This window comes from Streptomyces curacoi, assembly GCF_001513975.1.
Classification (GTDB): Bacteria; Actinomycetota; Actinomycetes; order Streptomycetales; family Streptomycetaceae; genus Streptomyces; species Streptomyces curacoi.
The window spans coordinates 478626-497946 of sequence record NZ_KQ947989.1 but is presented as its reverse complement, the minus strand read 5'-3'; the positions used below and the strand labels follow the sequence as shown (position 1 = coordinate 497946).

General features: G+C 73.8%; 5 protein-coding genes. All 5 read left to right on the top strand.

The genetic code is table 11. The features are described 5' to 3' along the window. Position 1 precedes the first annotated feature (1 nt). Genes AQI70_RS22295 through AQI70_RS22275 form a run of 5 tightly spaced genes read left to right on the top strand, consistent with a single transcriptional unit; the run spans position 2 to position 19272 of the window. The gene (locus tag AQI70_RS22295) at positions 2–220 is read left to right on the top strand and encodes an MbtH family protein (protein ID WP_062152803.1); all 219 of its coding nucleotides are present in this window, start codon (positions 2–4) and stop codon (positions 218–220) included. After that, positions 220–3390: a non-ribosomal peptide synthetase gene (locus AQI70_RS22290; protein ID WP_062152801.1), complete on the top strand. Its 3171-nt coding sequence runs from the start codon at positions 220–222 to the stop codon at positions 3388–3390. The genes AQI70_RS22295 and AQI70_RS22290 overlap by 1 nt, the downstream gene beginning before the upstream one ends. Then, positions 3387–7862, top strand: coding sequence for a non-ribosomal peptide synthetase (locus AQI70_RS22285; protein ID WP_062152799.1), 4476 nt, complete (start codon positions 3387–3389; stop codon positions 7860–7862). The genes AQI70_RS22290 and AQI70_RS22285 overlap by 4 nt, the downstream gene beginning before the upstream one ends. Continuing rightward, positions 7859–15745 carry a non-ribosomal peptide synthetase gene (locus tag AQI70_RS40690; protein ID WP_062152797.1) on the top strand — a complete coding sequence of 2629 codons (7887 nt, stop codon included), beginning with the start codon at positions 7859–7861 and terminating at the stop codon, positions 15743–15745. The genes AQI70_RS22285 and AQI70_RS40690 overlap by 4 nt, the downstream gene beginning before the upstream one ends. 47 nt (positions 15746–15792) lie before the next feature. Further along, positions 15793–19272 (top strand): non-ribosomal peptide synthetase, encoded by a 3480-nt coding sequence (locus tag AQI70_RS22275; protein WP_062152795.1) that lies wholly within the window; start codon positions 15793–15795, stop codon positions 19270–19272. Positions 19273–19321 lie beyond the last annotated feature (49 nt).

Sequence of the window (19321 nt, the reverse complement as noted above, 5' to 3'; positions counted from 1 at the left end):
CATGGCCAACCCCTTCGACGACGACAGCGGTGTCTTCCGCGTCCTGGTCAACGACGAGGGCCAGCACTCCCTGTGGCCGGACTTCGCACCCGTACCCGACGGCTGGTCCTCGGTGCACGGCCCCGACGGCCGGGCCGCCTGCCTGGAGTACATCGAGCGGCACTGGACGGACATGCGCCCGCGCAGCCTGGCCGAGGCCATGCGCGGGGCCGAGGGCTGATGGGCGGCCGGCGGGGCGTGGAGGACGTCCTCCCCCTGTCGCCGATGCAGGAGGGGATGGTCTTCCACGCGCTGTACGACGAGGGCGCACGGGACGTCTACACCGGCCAGACGGTCATCCGGCTCGAAGGGCCGGTGGACGCGTCGCGGATGAGCCTGGCCGTCAGCGGGCTGCTCACCCGGCACGCCAATCTGCGGGCCGCCTTCCGCACCACGCGCTCGGGGCGCGCGGTCCAGGTGGTGAGCAGTGCGGTCCCCCTCCCGTGGCAGTTCACCGACCTGGGCTCGCTGCCGGCGCGGGAGCGCGAGCCGGCCTTCGACCGGCTGCTCGGGGAGGACCGCGACCAACGGTTCGACCTGACCCGCCCGCCGCTCGTGCGGTTCCGGCTGGTGACATTGGGAGAGCGGGACCACCGGCTGCTGATCTCCTCGCACCACCTGCTCTGGGACGGCTGGTCCGCGCCCGTGCTGGTGCGCGAGCTGTTCCAGCTGTACCGGTCGGGCGGCGACGCCGCGGCCCTGCCCGCCGTACGGCCCTACCGCGACTACCTGGCCTGGCTCTCCCGCCAGGACCGCGAGGCCGCGAAGGAGGCCTGGCGGGCCGCCCTGCACGGACTCGACGAACCGTCACTCATCGCGCCCGAGGCCCGCAACCGGCCGGTCGAGCAGCCCGAGCGGCTGGTCCTGGAGCTCTCCGAGGCGCAGACCTCGGCGCTGACCGGCGCCGCACGCGCCCACGGCGTCACCGTCAGCACGGTGCTCCAGGGCCTGTGGGCCGTCCTGCTCGGCCGGCTGACCGGCCGCACGGACGTCGTCCTCGGCGCCACCGTCTCCGGCCGCGACGCCGATGTCCCCGGCATCGAGACGATGGTCGGGCTCTTCATCAACACCCTGCCCGTGCGGGTGCGGTTGCGGCCCGAGGAGCCGCTCGCGGACCTGCTCGGGCGGCTCCAGTCGGAGCGGTCCGCCCTCCTCGGCCACCAGCACCTGGGCCTCGCCGACATCCAGCGGGCCGCCGGCCACGCCGTGCTCTTCGACACCCTGCTGGTCTTCGAGAGCTACCCCATCGACGACGACGGCATCGCCCACGCCCTCGGATCCGACGGCCCGCGGATGACAGGGGTCTCCGTCCGGGACGCCACGCACTACCCCCTGACCCTCACCGCCCTGCCCGGCACCCGGCTGACCCTGACCTTCAGCCACCAGCCCCGTGCCCTGGACCAGGCCGCAGTCAATGGCATCGCCACCCAACTCGGGCAGCTGATCGGCGAGTTCACCGAGGACCCGGTCCGCCCCGTCGCCGGGCTCCGCGCCGACGAGCACCCCGCGCAGGACACCGCCCGCCCGCTCCCGCACCCCACCGTCCGCGCCCTGTTCGAGGACCAGGCGGCCCGCACCCCCGACGCCCCGGCCGTCCGTCACGGCGACACCGTCCTGACCTTCGGCCGACTCGACGCCCGCGCCGACCGGTTGGCCGCCGCCCTGAACGCCCGCGGCGCCGGCCCCGAGTCCGTGGTCGCCGTGGCACTGCCCCGCGGTCCCGAGCTGGTCACCGCGCTGCTCGCGGCACTGAAGGCCGGAGCCGCCTGCATGCCGGTCGACCCGGGCTATCCGCCCGACCGCATCGCGCTGATGCTCGGCGACGCCGAACCCCGGCTGGTGATCTGTGATCCGCCGACGGCCCGACGGCTCCGTATCGAACGGGAGTCGGTCTGCCCGCCGGACGCGGAGGCCGCCGTACGCCGGCGACCGGCCCTGTCGCCCGAACACCCCGCGTACGTCATCTTCACCTCCGGCACCACCGGCCGCCCCAAGGGAGTGGTCGGAACCCAGCGGGCCCTGGCCAACCGGCTCGACTGGGGCCGGGAGCTGGGGGACGGCTCACTCGGCGTCCGCGTCTCCAAGAGCCCGCTGAGCTTCATCGACGGCCTCACCGAACTGCTCGGCGCCCTCGTCGCGGGCGAGGCGGTCGCGCTCGCCGACGACGAGTCGACCGGCGACCCCACGGCCCTCGCCGCACTCGCCGACCGCCACCGGGCCACCCTCCTCACCGCCGTCCCCAGCTTCTACACCACCCTCGTCGAATCAGCCCCGCCGGGCGCCTTCTCCTTCGTCCGTACCTGGGTCTCCAGCGGCGAACCCCTCTCGGGCGAACTGGCCGACGCGATCACCCGGCGCTGGCCACAGGCCCGCCTGGTCAACCTCTACGGATGCTCCGAGGCGGCCGGTGACAGCCTGATCCAGGTCCACGACGGCGGCGAGGGCCCGGTACCGCTCGGGCGGCCGATCGCGAACACGCGCGTCCACGTCCTCGACCGGTTCCTGCGCCCGTCCCCCGTCGGCGCGGTCGGCGAGCTGTACCTGGCCGGAGCCGGACTGGCCCGCGGCTATCTGCACCAGCCGGGCCGCACCGCCGAACGGTTCGTCGCCGACCCCTTCGGGCCGCCGGGCAGCCGCCTCTACCGCACCGGCGACCTGGCGCGGCTCCGGCCCGACGGCACGGTGGAGTTCCTCGGCCGGGCCGACGACCAGGTCAAGATCAGGGGCTTCCGGGTCGAGCCGGGGGAGATCGAGGCGGCGGCCCGGGCGCTGCCGGGAGTGGACCGGGCCGCGGTCGTGGCGCGCGAGGACGGCTCGGCACCCCGACGCCTGGTCGCCTACGTCGTGGCGGCCCCCGGTGCCGCCCTCGACCCCCTCGCCTTACGCCGCACGCTCGCCGAGCGGCTCCCCGGACACCTCGTCCCGTCGGCCGTGGTGCTCCTCGACCAGTTGCCGCTCACCCCCAGCGGCAAACTCGACCGGCGCGCCCTGCCCGCCCCGGACTTCACGGACACGGCAGGCTTCGAACCGCCGCGCACCGAACCGGAGAAGGTGCTGTGCTGGCTGTTCGCCGAGGTGCTCGGGCTGGAACGGGTCGGTGTCCACGACGACTTCTTCGAACGCGGCGGCGACAGCATCGTCTCGGTCCGGCTTGCCGACCGGGCCCGCAGGGCCGGGCTCACCCTGTCCCCACGGGACGTCTTCACCCACCGCACCCCGGCCGGGCTCGCCCGCGCACTGCCCGACGAAACCGGCCCCGGGCCCGAGGAGTTCACTCCGTCCGGCGCCCCGCTGGTGTCACTCAGCCAGTCGCAGCTCGACAACGTCAAGGCGAGGTGGAGGACTCGATGAGCAAGGCACCCGGGGACGACGGCTCCCTGGTCGAGGACGTTTGGCCGCTCTCCCCGCTCCAGCAGGGCCTGCTCTTCCACGCCCTGTTCGACGAGGGCGCCCAGGACGTCTACACCATGCAGTCCCTGGTGGAGATCGAGGGCCCCCTGCGCCCCGGCCTGCTGCGCACCGCCGCCGAGGAACTCTTCGCCCGGCACGCCAACCTGCGCAGCGCCTTCCTGCACGAGGACCTGGACGAACCGGTGCAGGTGGTGCTCAAGCAGGTCCCCGTCCCCTGGACCGAAGCGGCAGTCCCCGACGAGCAGGCGCTGACCCGGATCGTCGAAGCGGACGCCACCGCCCGCTTCGACCTCACCGACCCACCACTGCTGCGCCTCACCCTCGTCCAACTCGCCCCCGACCAGTGGCGCTTGGTGCTCACCAACCACCACCTCCTCATGGACGGCTGGTCCATCCCCCTGTTGGTCCGCGAACTGCTCCAGCTCTACGCCGCCCAGCTCGCCCCCGGCGCCACGGCCCCGCTGCCCGCCGTACGGCCGTACCGGGACTTCCTGGCCTGGCTCGCCAGCCGGGACCGGGAGGCCTCCGCCGACGCCTGGCGGGAGGCCCTGGCAGGGGTGGCGCCGACGGTGCTGGCGCCCTCGGCCGCCGGGCTGGTCCCGGTGCCGCCCGAGTTGCACACCCTGCGGCTGACCGAGGAACTGACCGGCCGCATAAAGGAGTTCGCGAGGAGCCGGGGCATCACGGTCAACACGGTCGTGCAGGGGCTGTGGGCGCTGCTGCTGGTGAGGCTGACCGGCCGCGACGACGTGGTGTTCGGGGCGACCGTGGCGGGGCGGCCCGCCGAACTCGCCGGTGTCGAGTCCATGATCGGCCTGTTCATCAACACGGTGCCGGTCCGGGTGACCGTCCCGCCCGGCGAGCGCGCCGGTTCCTTCCTGCGCCGACTCCAGGACGAGCAGGCGCGGCTGATGGGCCATCAGCATCTCGGCCTCACCGAGATCCAGCGCCTCGCCGGCGCGGGCGACCTCTTCGACACCCTGCTGGTCTTCGAGAACTACCCGATCGACGAGGCCTCGGTGGCCGAGGCCGAGGCAGCCGCCGGACTGCGGATCGTCGAGGTCAAGGGCACGGGCGCCACCCACTATCCGCTGACCCTGGCCGTGCTGGCCGAGCAACGGCTCGGGATCGTCTTCGAGTTCCGCCCCGACTGCTACGACCGCGCGGCGGTGGAGCGCCTGGCCGAACGCTTCGAGCGGCTGGTGGAGGCCGTGCCGGCCGACCCCGACGTCCCCCTGGCCGCACTGGACGTCCTGGCGCCCGAGGAGCGGCACGCGCTGCTGACGGGCGGGGTCGGGGAGCGGCTGCCGGTGCCGTACCGGACGATGCCGGAGGTGTTCGAGGCGCAGGCGGCTCGTACTCCGGACGCGGTGGCGGTGGTCGGGGACGGGCGCAGTCTGACGTTCGCGGAGTTGAACACCGCGGCCAACCGACTCGCCCGCCGCCTGGTCGAGTCGGGTGCCGCGCCGGAGCGGATCGTCGCGTTCGCTCTGCCGCCGACTCCGGACACCATGACCGCACTCCTCGCGATCCAGAAGGCGGGCGCGGCCTATCTGCCGCTGGATCCGGCATGGCCGCGGGAGCGGATCGCGGGGATGCTCGCCGACGCGGCTCCCGTCGCTCTGCTGGCCACCCGTGAGACGGCGCCCGTGTGCGAGGTGCCGACCCTCCTCCTGGACGACCCGCCCCTCAACGACCGGGACGGTTCCGACCTCACCGACGCCGACCGGATCCGCCCGCTGCTTCCCGAACACCCCGCCTACGTCATCTACACCTCCGGCTCCACCGGCCGCCCCAAGGCCGTGGTCATCCCGCAGCGAGCCATCGCCAACCTCTTCACCGCCCACCACGCCGCCCTGCACACACCGGCGTGCCAAGCGGCCGGAGGCCGCCCCCTCCGCGTCGGGCACGCCTGGCCCATCGCCTTCGACGCCTCCTGGCAGCCCATGCTGTGGATGTTCGCCGGCCACGAGCTGCACATGGTCCCCGAGGACGTCCGCCGAGACCCCGCGGCCCTGCGCGTCTTCCTCGCCCGGCACGGCATCGAGTTCATCGAGCTGTCCCCCTCCCTGCTCGGTGAGCTGGTCGCCCAAGGCGGTGACTGGAAGGCCGAACTGAAGGTGCTGGGCGTCGGTGGCGAGGCCGTACCGCCGGACCTGTGGCGCACTCTGCGGGAGACCGACGGCCTGGCCGCGCACAACCTGTACGGCCCCACCGAATGCACCGTCGACTCGGCCGACTGCGACCTCGCCCGCAGTGAGCGGCCCGCGATCGGCCGGCCCGTGGCGGGCGGCACCCTGTATATCCTCGACGGGCACCTCAACCCCGTACCCGTCGGCGTCGAGGGCGAGCTGTACGTGGCGGGCGCCGGCCTGGCCCGGGGCTACCTCGGTCAACCGGCCGCCACCGCGAGCCGTTTCGTCGCCGACCCCTTCGGCGGCGACCCCGGTGCCCGCATGTACCGCACGGGCGACATCGCCCGCTGGACCGAGGACGGCCTGGTGGAGTGCCTGGGCCGGGTCGACGACCAGGTCAAGATCAGGGGCTACCGGATCGAACCCGGCGAGATCGAGGCGGTGCTGCTGGAGCACGGGCCGGTGGAGCGGGCGGCGGTCGTCGTCCGTGAGGACACGCCCGGGGTGCGGCGCCTGGTCGCCTACGTCGTCCTGTCCGTGCCGCCTGCCGAGGAGACGGCGGAGCTGCTGCGCCGGGCCGTGGCCGCCGTACTGCCCGACTACATGGTGCCGTCGGCGTTCGTCCCGGTGGACGGCTTCCCGCTCACCCTCAACGGCAAGCTGGACACCGCCGCCCTTCCGCCGCCGTCCCGGACCGCGGGGCCGGCCGCGCAGCCGCCCCGCAACCCGGCCGAGGAGCGCCTCGCCGGGCTGTTCGCCGAGGTGCTCGGGCTGGACACGGTCGGGGTGCACGACAGCTTCTTCGCGCTCGGCGGCGACAGCATCGTGTCCATGCGGCTGGTGAGCCAGGCACGGGCGGCCGGGCTGGCGATCTCGCCGCGTGATGTGTTCGAGCGGCCCACCATCGCGGAACTCGCCGAACGGGCGGGCGCCGCCCCCCGCCAGGCGACCGACGCCGACGCGGGAACCGGCGCCATACCGCTCACCCCGACGCTGACCCGGCTCACCGAGCGGGGCCACCCCTTCCGCGCACTCAGCCAGGCGCGCTTCCTGCGGACCCCGCCCGGCATGGACCTCGACGGCCTGCACCGCACCGTACAGTCCGTCCTGGACCGGCACGACCTGCTCCGCGCCACGTTCGCCCGCGCCGAGGACGGCACCTGGCGCTTCCACGCCGCCCCCGTGGGCGCGGCCCGCGCCGCCGACTGCGTACGGCGCGTCGACGCCGAGCGGCTGGACCACACGGCGATCGGCGCGCTGGTGCCGGAGGCGTTCGACGAGCTGGTGGCCGAGCTCGATCCGGCGGCCGGGGCGGTGGCGCGGTTCCTGTGGTTCGACGCCGGGCCGGGGCGCGAGGGGCGGATCCTGGTCGTGCTGCACCACCTGGTGACCGACGCGGCGTCCTGGGGTGTGCTGGTCGCCGATCTGGCCGCGGCCTGGGAGGGCAGGCAGCTGTCACCGGCCGGCACGTCGTTCCGCGAATGGGCGCGGTCGCTGCGGGAGCTGGCGCCCGGCCGGTCGGCCGAACTCGCCTTCTGGAAGGGGATGCTGGCCCGGCCCGAACCGCCCCTGGGAGCCGCACCGCTGGACCCGGCCCGCGACACCAGGGCCACGATCCGCAGGCACTGGACCACCCTGGGCCCGGACATCACCGCACCCCTGACCACCACATCCCTCGCCTCCGTCCAGGAGGTGCTGCTGACCGCACTGGCCCTGGCCGTACCGGCCTGGCGGAGCACACCCGATCCCTCAGTGCTGATCGCCCTGGAGGGCCACGGCCGTGCCGAGCACCTCCTGCCCGGCGCCGACCTGTCCAGCACCCTCGGCTGGTTCACCAGCGCCTTCCCGGTCCGGCTGGAGGCGGGCGCCCCACCCGAAGCGGACCAGGTGCGGCGGATCCGCGAGCAGCTGGCCGCCCCGCCCGACCAGGGGATCGGGTACGGCCTGCTCCGCCACCTCCACCCGGACACGGCCGCGGAACTGTCCCGACTCGCCGAGCCCCAGATCCAGTTCGGCTACCTGGGCCGGATGACGCTGGGCGAGCGGCGGGAGACCGCCGTGTTCACCAGCGCACCCGAGACCGGAGCCATGGGCAGCGGCGCCGACCCCGGCATGCCCGTCGCCCACGCCCTCGCCGTCGACGCGGTGATCACCGGAACGGAACTCTCGGTGTGCTGGCAGTGGCCGGAACGGCTCTTCGCCGAGACCGAGATCCAACGGCTGGCCGGGCTCTGGACCACGTCCCTCGAACGGCTCCTGAAAGGCGGAGACCAGTGACGGAGACCCCCACCGCCGACCTCGCGGCACGCAAGCGCGAACTGCTGCGCCGCAGGCTGGAGAGCGCCGGTCTGGCCGACGCCGCGGCCCGCTCCGAACGGATACCGCGCCGGCCGGCGGACTCGGCCCCGCTGCCGCTGTCGTACGCCCAGTCGCGGATGTGGCTGCTCCAGCAGCTCGACCCGGCCGGCCCCGCCTACAACGTCTGCCTCGCCATCCGCCTGCGCGGTCCCCTCGACCCGGCCGCCCTGCACACGGCCCTCCAGGGGCTGATCGAACGGCACGAGGTGCTGCGCACCCGGTACCCAGCCGCCGGGGACGGCATCCCCGAGCAGGTCGTCGACGCCGCGGCGGCGGTGGCTCTCGCCACGGCCGACCTAAGGGGCCTGCCAGAGGAGGAGCGGGACCGCCGGGCGGCGGAACTGGCCAGGACCGCCTCGGCGACCCCCTTCGACCTCGCCACCGACCACCCGCTGCGCGCCCTGCTCATCCATCGCGCGGAGCAGGACCACACACTCGTCCTGACGGTCCATCACATCGCCTGGGACGGAGGGACGTTCAACGCGCTCTCCAGCGACCTGAGCGCCCTCTACCGCGCGGCGACCACCGGCCGCCCCTCGGGCCTCGGCCAACTCCCCCTTCAGTACGGCGACTTCGCGCTCTGGCAGCGCACCACCTGGACCGACGAACGACTGGCCGAGCACCTCGACCACTGGCGCACCACCCTGGTGCCCCCGCCCCGCCCCCTCGCCCTCCCGACCGACGCCCCGCGCACCGCCCGCCCCACCGCGCACGGCGACCGCCGCTTCCACACCTTCGCCCCCGATGTCACCGACCGGCTCACCGCCTTCGCGCGGGGCGCGGGAGCGACCCCGTTCATGGTGCTGTTCGCGGCCCTGGCGGCCCTGCTGCACCGCACCACCGGCGCCACCGACATCCCGATCGGCTCGGCCGTCATGAACCGCGACCTCCCCGGCCTCGAAAAGCTGATCGGCAACTTCGGCAACACGCTCGCCCTGCGCGCCGACCTGGACGGCGACCCCGGCTTCGCCGAACTCGTCGAGCGCGCACGCCAGGTGTGCACCGACGGCTACGCCCACCAGGACATGCCCTTCGACAAGCTGGTCGAGCGGCTGAAGCCGGAACGACAGCCCGGCCGGTCCGTCTACTTCGACGTCATGCTTCTCTTCCTCACCCAGGGACTCGAAGGGCCGCGGCTGCCAGGTGTGACCGCCGAATGGGAGACCGTCCACAACGACACCACCCAGTTCGACCTCTCCCTGGAGGCGTTCCTCACCGGCGGCCGACTGCGGATCGAGGCCACCTACCGCAGCGCCCTCTTCACACCGGGCACCGTCGACCGGCTGCTCCGGCACCTGGAGACACTCCTCGACGCCGCCCTCACCGACCCCGAACTCGCCGTCTCCCGGCTCCCGTTGATGACCGAGCCGGAGCAGCGCCGGGTCCTGGAGGAGTGGAACGCCACCGACCACCCGGTCCCCGCCGCCCACCTCACCGACCTTCTCGCCCGGCAGGCCGCACACACCCCCGACGCGCCCGCCCTCGTCGCCGACGACGGCTCACCCGCACTCGACTACGCCGGCCTGCACACCCGCGCCAACCGTCTCGCCCGGCTGCTGATCTCCCGTGGCGTGGGCCCCGAGCACCTGGTGGGCGTGGCCCTGGACCGCGGAAGCGACCTGGTGGTGGCGCTGCTCGCGGTGCTCAAGGCGGGCGCCGCCTACGTCCCGCTGGACACCGGCTACCCGGCCGAGCGGCTGGCGTTCATGGTGGAGGACGCCGCGCCGACGCTGGTGCTGACGGCCAAGGACACCGCCCGGACACTGCCGCCCGCAGTACCGCTGCTCCTGCTCGACGCGGAGACCACGGCCGCGCAGACCGCCGCCTTCGACTCCGCCGAGCCCACCGACCAAGACCGCCTCCGGCCGCTGCGCCCCGAGCACCCCGCCTACGTCATCTACACCTCCGGCTCCACCGGCCGCCCCAAGGGGGCCGTCGTCCCGCAGGCGGGGATCGTCAACCGGCTGCTGTGGATGCAGCGGACGTACGGACTCGGTCCGCACGACCGCGTGCTGCAGAAGACACCGGCGAGCTTCGACGTCTCCGTCTGGGAGTTCTTCTGGCCGCTGATCACCGGGGCCGTGCTGGTGCTCGCCCGCCCCGGCGGCCACCGCGACCCCGGCTACCTCGCCGAGCTGATCCACGACCGGCGGGTGACGACCGCGCACTTCGTCCCCTCGCTGCTCCGCGTCTTCCTCGACGACCCCGCCGCCGAGCAGGCGCGCGGCGTCCTGCGCAGGATCGTGTGCAGCGGCGAGGCCCTGCCCTCCGAACTCGCCGACCGCTGCGCCGAGTCGCTGCCCGGCACCGAGCTGCACAACCTGTACGGCCCCACCGAGGCCGCCGTGGACGTCACGGCCTGGCCGTGTGCCGAGGGGACGAGGTCCGCCGCCGGTTCCGTGCCGATCGGCCGCCCGGTGTGGAACACCCGCTGCCTCGTCCTGGACGACTTCCTGCGCCCGGTACCGCCGGGCATCCCCGGCGAGCTCTACCTGGGCGGCGCCCAGCTGGCCCGTGGCTACCACCGCCGCCCCGGCCTGACCGCCGGCCGCTTCGTCGCCGACCCCTACGGCCCGCCCGGCGCCCGCCTGTACCGCACCGGCGACCTGGTGCGCCGGACCGCGCGGGGCGCGCTGGAGTTCCTCGGCCGGTCCGACGACCAGGTCAAGATCCGGGGCTTCCGCGTCGAGCCGGGCGAGACCGAGGCCGCCGTCGCCGCGCTGCCCGGAGTCTCCCAGGCCGCGGTGACCGTGCGCCAGGACCAGCCGGGGGAGCCGAGGCTGGTGGCGTACGCCGTGCCGCAGCCCGGCACCTCGCTGGACCCGCCGGCGGTCAGGCGGGACCTCAGGGCGACGCTCCCGGACCACCTGCTGCCCGCCGCCGTCGTACTCCTCGACGACCTGCCCCTGACCCCCAACGGCAAGCTCGACCGCGCGGCCCTGCCCGCCCCCGACCTCTCCCACCTCACCACCGCCACCGCCCCCCGCACCGGGGCGGAGGCCACGCTCTGCGCCCTGTTCGCCGACCTCCTCGGGCTGCCCTCCGTCGGTGTCCACGACGAGTTCTTCGCCCTCGGCGGCCACTCTGTCCTGGCCACCCGACTGGTCGCCCGCATCCGGGCCGAGCTGGGGGCCGTCGTCCCCCTGCGGGCCGTCTTCGACACCCCGACCGTGGCCGCGCTCGCCCCGCTCCTGACGGCCTCGCCCGCCGAGCGGCGCCCCGCGCCGCGGCCGGCCCGGCGACCCGACCCGGTGCCGCTGTCCTCCGCCCAGGCCAGGCTGTGGTTCCTGTACCGGCTGGAGGGGCCGAGCCCGACGTACAACATCCACACGGCCGTCAGGCTCACCGGACAACTCGACGCCGACGCGCTGCAAGCCGCGCTCGACGACGTCGTGGGCCGCCATGAGGCGCTGCGCACGATCTTCCCCGACCACGACGGCACCCCCCGGCAGACGGTCCTCACGGACGCGGCCGTGCCCTTCGAGGTGGTGCCGGCCCGGCCCGGGGAACTCGACGCCCTGCTGCGCGAGGCCGCCGCGTACTGCTTCGCGCTGGACGCCGAGATCCCCGTACGGGCCACGCTGTACGCCCTCGCCCCCGACGAGCACGTCCTGCTGCTGCTCGTCCACCACATCGCCACCGACGGCTGGTCGGCGGAGCCGCTGCTGCGCGACCTGGAGACGGCCTACGCGGCCCGGCTGCGCGGCGCCCGCCCCGCATGGCCGCCGCTCGCCGTGCAGTACGCCGACTACACGCTGTGGCAGCGGCAGCTGCTCGAAGACGGTGGTGTCGCCGAGGCGGAACTGGACTACTGGACACGGCGGTTGGAGGGACTGCCCGAGGAACTCCAGCTCCCCGTCGACCGGCCCCGTCCCGCCGTCGCCGGATACCGGGCCGGTGCCGTCGACTTCACCCTCGACGCCGGGATCCACGGCAGGCTGCGTGACCTGGCCGCGGAGGCCGGCGGCACCGTCTTCATGGCGCTCCAGGCCGCCCTCGCCGTGCTGCTCCGCCGTCTGGGCGCCGGCGACGACATCCCCCTCGGCACCCCGGTCGCCGGGCGGGGCGACGCGGCCCTCGACGACCTCGTGGGGCTCTTCGTCAACACCCTGGTGCTGCGCACCGACGTCTCCGGCGATCCGACGTTCAGGACCGTGCTCGCCCGGGTGCGCGAGACCGACGTCGACGCCTACGCCCACCAGGAGCTGCCGTTCGAGCGGCTGGTGGACGCCCTCGCCCCGGCGCGCTCGATGGGCCGGCACCCGCTGTTCCAGGTGATGCTGGCCCACCAGCAAGCCCCGCAGGAGGAAAGGGACTTCGCGGGACTGGCGCTCAGCGAACTGCGCGTCGACTTCTACACCGCCAAGACCGATCTCGCCTTCCACCTCTTCGAGCGGGCGGACGGCGGCGGCATCACCGGCTCGCTCGTCTTCAGCCGCGACCTGTACGACGACGACACCGCCGAGGCCATGGTCGAGCGGTTCGTGCGGCTCGTCGGCGACCTCGCGACGCGGCCCGACCTGCCCGTGGCCCTGGCCGACGTCCTCACCCCGCGCGAGCGTGCCCTGATGCTGGGGGAGTGGAACGACACCGCGCACCCCATGCCGGCCACCACCCTGACCGCACTCGTCGAGGAACAGGCGGCGAGCACTCCCGACCTCCCCGCCGTGGAGTACGGCATCGAGGGCGGTACGACACTGACGTACGGCGAGCTCAACGCCCGTGCCAACGCCCTGGCCCGGCAACTGGGCTCGCTGGGAGTCGGGCCCGAGCGCTGCGTCGGCATCCATCTCGAACGCTCGGTGGAGATGGTCGTGGGACTGCTCGCCGTGCTGAAGGCGGGCGGGGCGTTCGTCCCGCTGGAGCCGTCCTGGCCGGCGCGGCGGATCGCCGAGGTGTGCCGGAGCGCGGCGTTGACGGCCGTGCTGGGCAAGCCGGGTGACGCAACGGTCTTTGGGGAGGACGCCCCACCGTTCCTGGAGGTGGGCCTGGACGGCCCCGAGGACCCGGACAACCCGGCCGTCCCCGTCGATCCCGAAGGGCTCGCGTACGTCATCTACACCTCCGGCTCCACCGGCGTCCCCAAGGGCGCCATGATCCGTCACCGGGCCATCGCGCACCGGCTGCTGTGGCAGCGCGAGCTGCTCGGCTTCGGCACGGGAGACGCGGCCCTGTTCAAGGCGCCGCTCGGCTTCGACATCTCCATCAACGAGATCTTCCTGCCGCTGGTGAACGGCGGCCGCGTGGTGATCGCCGAACCCGGCGGCGAACGCGACGTCGACTACCTGCTCGACACCGTCGAACGCCACCGGGTCACCTTCACCTACCTCGTCTCCTCGATGCTCGACCTGCTGCTGGAACTGGACGGCTTCGCCCGCCGGGCCCGCTCCCTCAAGCACGTGTGGTGCGGCGGCGAGGTGCTCACCCCCGAGTTGTTCGCCCGCTTCCGCGCCGCGAGCCCCGCGGTGATGTACCACGGGTACGGACCGGCCGAGGCCACCATCGGCGTCAGCCACGTCGTCTACCGCACCGGCGCCATCCGCAGCGCCGTCTCCATCGGGCGGCCCAACGGCAACACCCGGCTGTACGTCCTGGACGACCGGCTGCAGCCGGTGCCGGTCGGGGTGCCCGGCGAGCTGTACGCCGGCGGCGTCTACCTCGGCCGCGGCTATGTGAACGACCCCCGCCGCACCGCCGACCACTGGGTGGCCGACCCGTTCGGCCCGCCCGGCGAGCGCCTCTACCGCACCGGCGACCTGGTGAGGTGGCAGCGCGACGGCACCCTGGAGTTCCTCGGCCGGGCGGACAACCAGGTCAAGATCCGCGGCATGCGCGTCGAGCTGGAGGAGATCGAGGCGATCCTCGAACAGCACCCGGGCGTCCGGCGCGGCGTGGTGACGATCCGGGAGGACGCCCCCGGCGTCAAGCAGCTCGCCGGGTACTACCTGGCCGCCCACGCCCTCGGCGACCTGCACGGCTGGCTCCGGGAACGACTGCCCGAGCACATGGTGCCGCGCACGCTCACCGCCCTCGACGCCTTCCCGCTGCTGCCCTCCGGCAAGGTCGACCGCGGTTCACTGCCCGCGCCCGAGACAGCGACCTCCTCAGCGCCGACACGGGTGCCCGCGAACGAACGCGAGCGGCGGCTCTGCGAGTTGTTCGCCTCCGTCCTCGGGCTGGGGCGCGTCGACGTCGACGACAACTTCTTCGAGCTCGGCGGCGACAGCATCGTCTCCATCCGGCTGGTGACCCTGGCCCGCAAGGCCGGGATCGCCCTCAGGCCGCGGCAGGTGTTCCAGACGCCGACCCCGGCCGGGCTGGCCGCCTCCGCCGAGCGCACCGACACCGCCCTCGTGGACGAGCCGGTCGGCGAGGCGGAACTCACCCCGATCATGCGCTGGACGGCAGGACCCGACGGCTCCTACGCCGGTCTAGCCCAGGCGGTCCTGCTCGTCACCCCGCCGGATCTCACGTACGACGCCGCCGTCGGCGCACTCCAAGCGGTGCTGGACCGCCACGACATGCTCCGCGCCCGGCTCACGGACAAGTTGGCCGTGCCTGGCGAAGGAGCGGTGCGGGCGTGCGAACTGCTGAGCCGAGTGCGGGACGCGGCGCTCGACGATCAGCTGGCCGCCGCCGTGGCCCGGCTCGACCCGGCGGCCGGGCGCATGTTCCAGGCCGTCTGGTTCACCGACTCCGGCCGGCTGCTCCTCGTCGCCCACCACCTGGTCGTCGACGGCGTGTCCTGGCGGATCATCGCCTCCGACCTGGCGGAGGCATGGCGGTCGGGCCGGCCCCTCCCACGCTCCGGCACCTCCTTCCGCACCTGGAGCAGGCTGCTGGTCGAAGAGGCGAGCAAGCCCGAGCGAGTACGCGAACTCGCCTGGTGGACCGGCAAGTTGGAAAGGTCACGCCCCTTCCTGGAGCGTGACCTCGGCACCGCGGGGAGCCTGCGCGAACGCACCCTCGCCCTTCCGGACGAGGTCACCGCCCCCCTCCTCACCTCGGTGCCCGCCGCCTACCACGCCGCCGTCCCCGACGTCCTGCTCACCGCCCTCGCGCTCGCCGCGGCGGCCTGGCGGGAGCGGCGCAGCGAGCCGACCGGCCGTTCGCTGCTGGTCGGCCTGGAGGGGCACGGGCGTGCGGAGGACATCGCCGAGGGCGTCGATCTGTCGGCCACGGTCGGCTGGTTCACCACGTTCCACCCGGTCGGCATCGACTCCGGCCCGCTGGACCTCGACGAGGCGCTGTCCGGTGGTCCGGCCGCGGGCACGGCACTCAAGCGGATCAAGGAACAGCTGCGCGCCGTACCGGACCACGGCCTCGGCTACGGCCTGCTGCGCCACCTCAACCCCGACACCGCGCCCGCCCTGGAGAAACTGCCGCAGCCGCAGCTCCTCTTCAACTACCTCGGGCGCTTCACCGCGTCCGACGCCGCCGGCGAGCCCTGGGAACTGGCCCCCGAGGCCCCGATGCTGCGCGTGCCGCCGGAGAGGGGGCGGCCCGCGGCCTTCGGGCTGGAGATCAACGCCGTGGCCGTGGAGGAGGCGGGAGGCCTCCGGCTGCACGTCTCCGCGTTCTGGCCGGACGGCTTCCTGACCGAGTCCGAGGCGGGAGACCTGCTCGGGCTCTGGGAGCGCGCCCTGCGCGGCTTCGCCCGGCATGCCGAGGCCTCCCCGGCGGGCGGCCTCACCCCGTCGGACCTGCCCCTGGTCGAACTGACCCAGGAGGACATCGACGACTTCGAGAACGACTTCGAGAACGACGCAGAGAACGACTTCGAGAGCGACTTCGACGACTGAGCCCTTGGACGACTTCTGAGCCCCCACGGACGACTTCGGAGGAACCGGTGACGCAGCACCACCCGACCGCGGACGAGCTGCTCCGTTCGGTCACCGACACATTCGGCTCGGAGGCAGCGCCGAGCGAGGACGACAGCCTCATCGCCTGGGGCCTGGACTCGATCACCCTGATGAAGATCGCGGGCGGCTGGCGCAAGCAGGGCATCCGGGTCAGCTTCGCGGAGCTGGCCAAGGAGCCGACCCTGCGCGCCTGGCGGACGCTGCTGGCGGCCCACATCCCGGCCGCCGGCGGACCGGCCGAGCGCAAGCCGGTCCAGCCCGAGCCGGCCGCCCCCGCGCCCGAACCCCGCGAGCCCTTCCCGCTGGCCGTGATGCAGCACGCCTACTGGATCGGCCGCGACGAGGAGAGCACGCTCGGCTCCGTCGCGGCCCACCTGTACGTCGAGTTCGACGGGCCCGGTGTCGACCCCGACCGGCTCGACACGGCCGTACGAGCCCTCGCGGCCCGGCACCCGATGCTGCGCGCCCGCTTCACCGACGACGGCCGTCAGCAGATCCTGCCCGGCCTCACCCGCCCCGCGACGGCCGTCAACGACCTGCGGGCCCTGGGCCGTCCAACGGCGGCCGCCAAGCTGGCGGACATCCGGCACTCCTCCTCGCACGCGCGCCTCGACATCGCCGCCGGTGAGGTCTTCTCCGTACAGCTCTCGCTGCTGCCCGACGGCACGAGCCGGCTGCACGTGGACGTCGACATGCTCGCCGCCGACGCGCTCAGCTACCGGGTGCTGCTCTCCGATCTCGCCAAGCTCTACCAGGACCCCGGCACCCCGCTCCCCCCGATCCGCACGAGCTACCCGGAGTACCTGGCGGAGCGCGCGCACGTAAGGCGGCTGAGCCGGGAGCAGGCACAGAAGTGGTGGCAGCAGCGGATCCCGGACCTGGCCGGCGCCCCCGCACTCCCGCTCGTGCCCGAGGCGGAGCGCGCGGACCCGACCCGGGTGACCCGGCGGCACCACTGGCTGCCGCCGGAGGAGAAGCGGCGCCTGACCGCCCGCGCCCACCAGCACGGGCTGACCCCGGCCATGGCGGTGGCGACCGCCTTCTCGGAGGTCCTGGCCGCCTGGAGCGGACAGCCACGCTTCCTGCTGAACGTGCCGATGTTCGACCGCAGGGGCTCCCACCCCGACGTCGACCTGCTCGTCGGCGACTTCACCAGCTCGGTGCTGCTCGACGTGGACCTGGCCGAGGACGGCTCGTTCACCGAGCACGCGCGGCGCCTGCAGGACCGTATGCACACCGACGCGGCGCATGCCGACTACTCGGGTGTGGAGGTGCTGCGGGACCTGTCCCGGCACAACGGCGAACAGGTCCTGGCGCCCGTGGTGTTCACCAGCGCCCTCAATCTCGGCGAGCTCTTCGACCAAGGTGTACGGCAGTCCTTCGGCAAGCCCGTCTGGATCATCTCCCAGGGCCCCCAGGTACTCCTCGACGCCCAGGTGACCGAGGTCGACGGCGGTCTGCTGGTCAACTGGGACGTCCGCGAGGACGCCTTCCCGGCCGGCATGGTCGACGCGATGTTCGCCGCGTTCCACGGGCTCGTCACCCGGCTCGGCACCGACGACACAGTCTGGGAGCGGCCGGTGCCGGCCCTGCTGCCGGCCGAGCAGTCCGCGGTCCGCGCCAGGGTGAACTCCACCGACGGCCCGCGCAGCCACCGCCTGCTGCACCAGGGGTTCTTCGAGCGTGCCGCCGAGCAGCCGGATGCCCCCGCCCTGCTGTGGGAAGCCCAAGGATCCCTTTCCTACGGTGAGTTGGCCGACCGCGCGCTGCGCACCGCCGCCGCCCTGGTGGAGCGCGGCGTGCGGCCCGGCGACACGGTGGCGGTCAGTCTCCCGAAGGGGCCCGACCAGATCACCGCCGTACTGGGTGTGCTGGCCGCGGGCGCCGCCTACGTGCCGATCGGCGTCGAGCAGCCGGCCGCCCGCCGCGACCGCATCCGTACCACCGCTGGGTTCCGTGTCGCGCTGACCGACGGGCGCCCGGTCGAGGGTCTCGACGCCCTGCCGGTCGCCGAGGCGACGGCCCGTGCACCCCTTTCCGGTCCGGTGACGGTGGAAGAGGAGCAGCCCGCGTACGTTCTGTTCACTTCCGGGTCCACCGGGGAGCCCAAGGGCGTCGAAGTGCCGCACCGGGCGGCCATGAACACCGTCGACGACCTCAACGACCGCTTCGGCGTGGGCGCGTCGGACCGCTGTCTCGCCCTGTCCGCCCTGGACTTCGACCTCTCCGTCTACGACATCTTCGGGCTGCTGAGCGCGGGCGGCGCAGTCGTGCTCGTGGCCGAGGACGACCGGCGTGAGGCGCGCCAGTGGGCCGGCCTGGTGCGCACGCGCGGGGTGACGCTCGTCAACTGCGTGCCCCCGCTCCTCGACATGCTCCTGCTCGCCACCGCGCCCGGCGAACTCAGCGGCCTGAGGGTCGTGCTGCTCGGTGGCGACTGGGTGGGGACCGACCTGCCGGGGCGCCTGGCCGAGCGGGCGCCCGGCTGCCGGTTCACCGGTCTCGGCGGGACGACGGAGACCGCCATCCACTCCACCCTCTGTGAGGTGACAGGTGGCCAAGTCCCCGCGCACTGGCGGTCGGTGCCGTACGGCACCCCGCTGCGCAACGTCCGCTGCCGGGTCGTCGACGCCCATGGACGGGACTGCCCGGACTGGGTGCAGGGAGAGCTGTGGATCGGCGGGGACGGGGTGGCGCTCGGCTACCGGGCCGACCCGGGGCGCACGGCCGAGAAGTTCACCGAGGCGGGCGGGGTGCGCTGGTACCGCACCGGTGACCTCGCGCGGTACTGGCCGGACGGCACCCTGGAGTTCCTCGGCCGCCGCGACCACCAGGTCAAGCTGCGCGGCTTCCGGATCGAACTGGGCGAGGTGGAGGCGGCGCTCGCCGGACACCCCGCCGTACGGCGTGCCGTCGCCGGGCTGACCCGGGGGCAGGGCGTCCAGCTGGTGGCCGCGGTGGCCGCCGACACGGGAACGGCCGAGGCCGAGCTGCGGGAGTTCGCGCGCTCGGTGCTGCCACCCCACATGGTCCCGGCGCGGATCGCCGTCACCGGGGAACTGCCGCTCACCTCCAACGGCAAGCTCGACCGCCGCGCCGTACAGGAGCTGTGGCGGGTGGCGGACACGGAACAGCACAGGGCACCCGGCACCGCCCTGGAGACGGTCGTGGCCCGGGTCTGGCAGGACGTCCTCGGCGTCGAACGCGTCGGCCTCGACGACGGCTTCTTCGCCCTCGGCGGGGACTCGGTGCTCGCCACCGTGATCGTCGGCCGGCTGCGCGAGGCCCTGGACACCTCGGAGGTCTCCGTACGGTCCCTCTTCGCGACCCTGACGGCCGGCGGCATGGCCAAACGGCTCTGCGCCGAGGAGGAGACGCCCGGACGTCTCGAACAGGTGGCCGCGATCCATCTGGAGATCGAGGGCATGTCGGCGGAAGAGGTCGACTCCGCACTGAACGACCTATGAGAAGGAGGGGCGGGGTGCCCCACGGCACCCCGCCCCTCCTTCGCTCCCC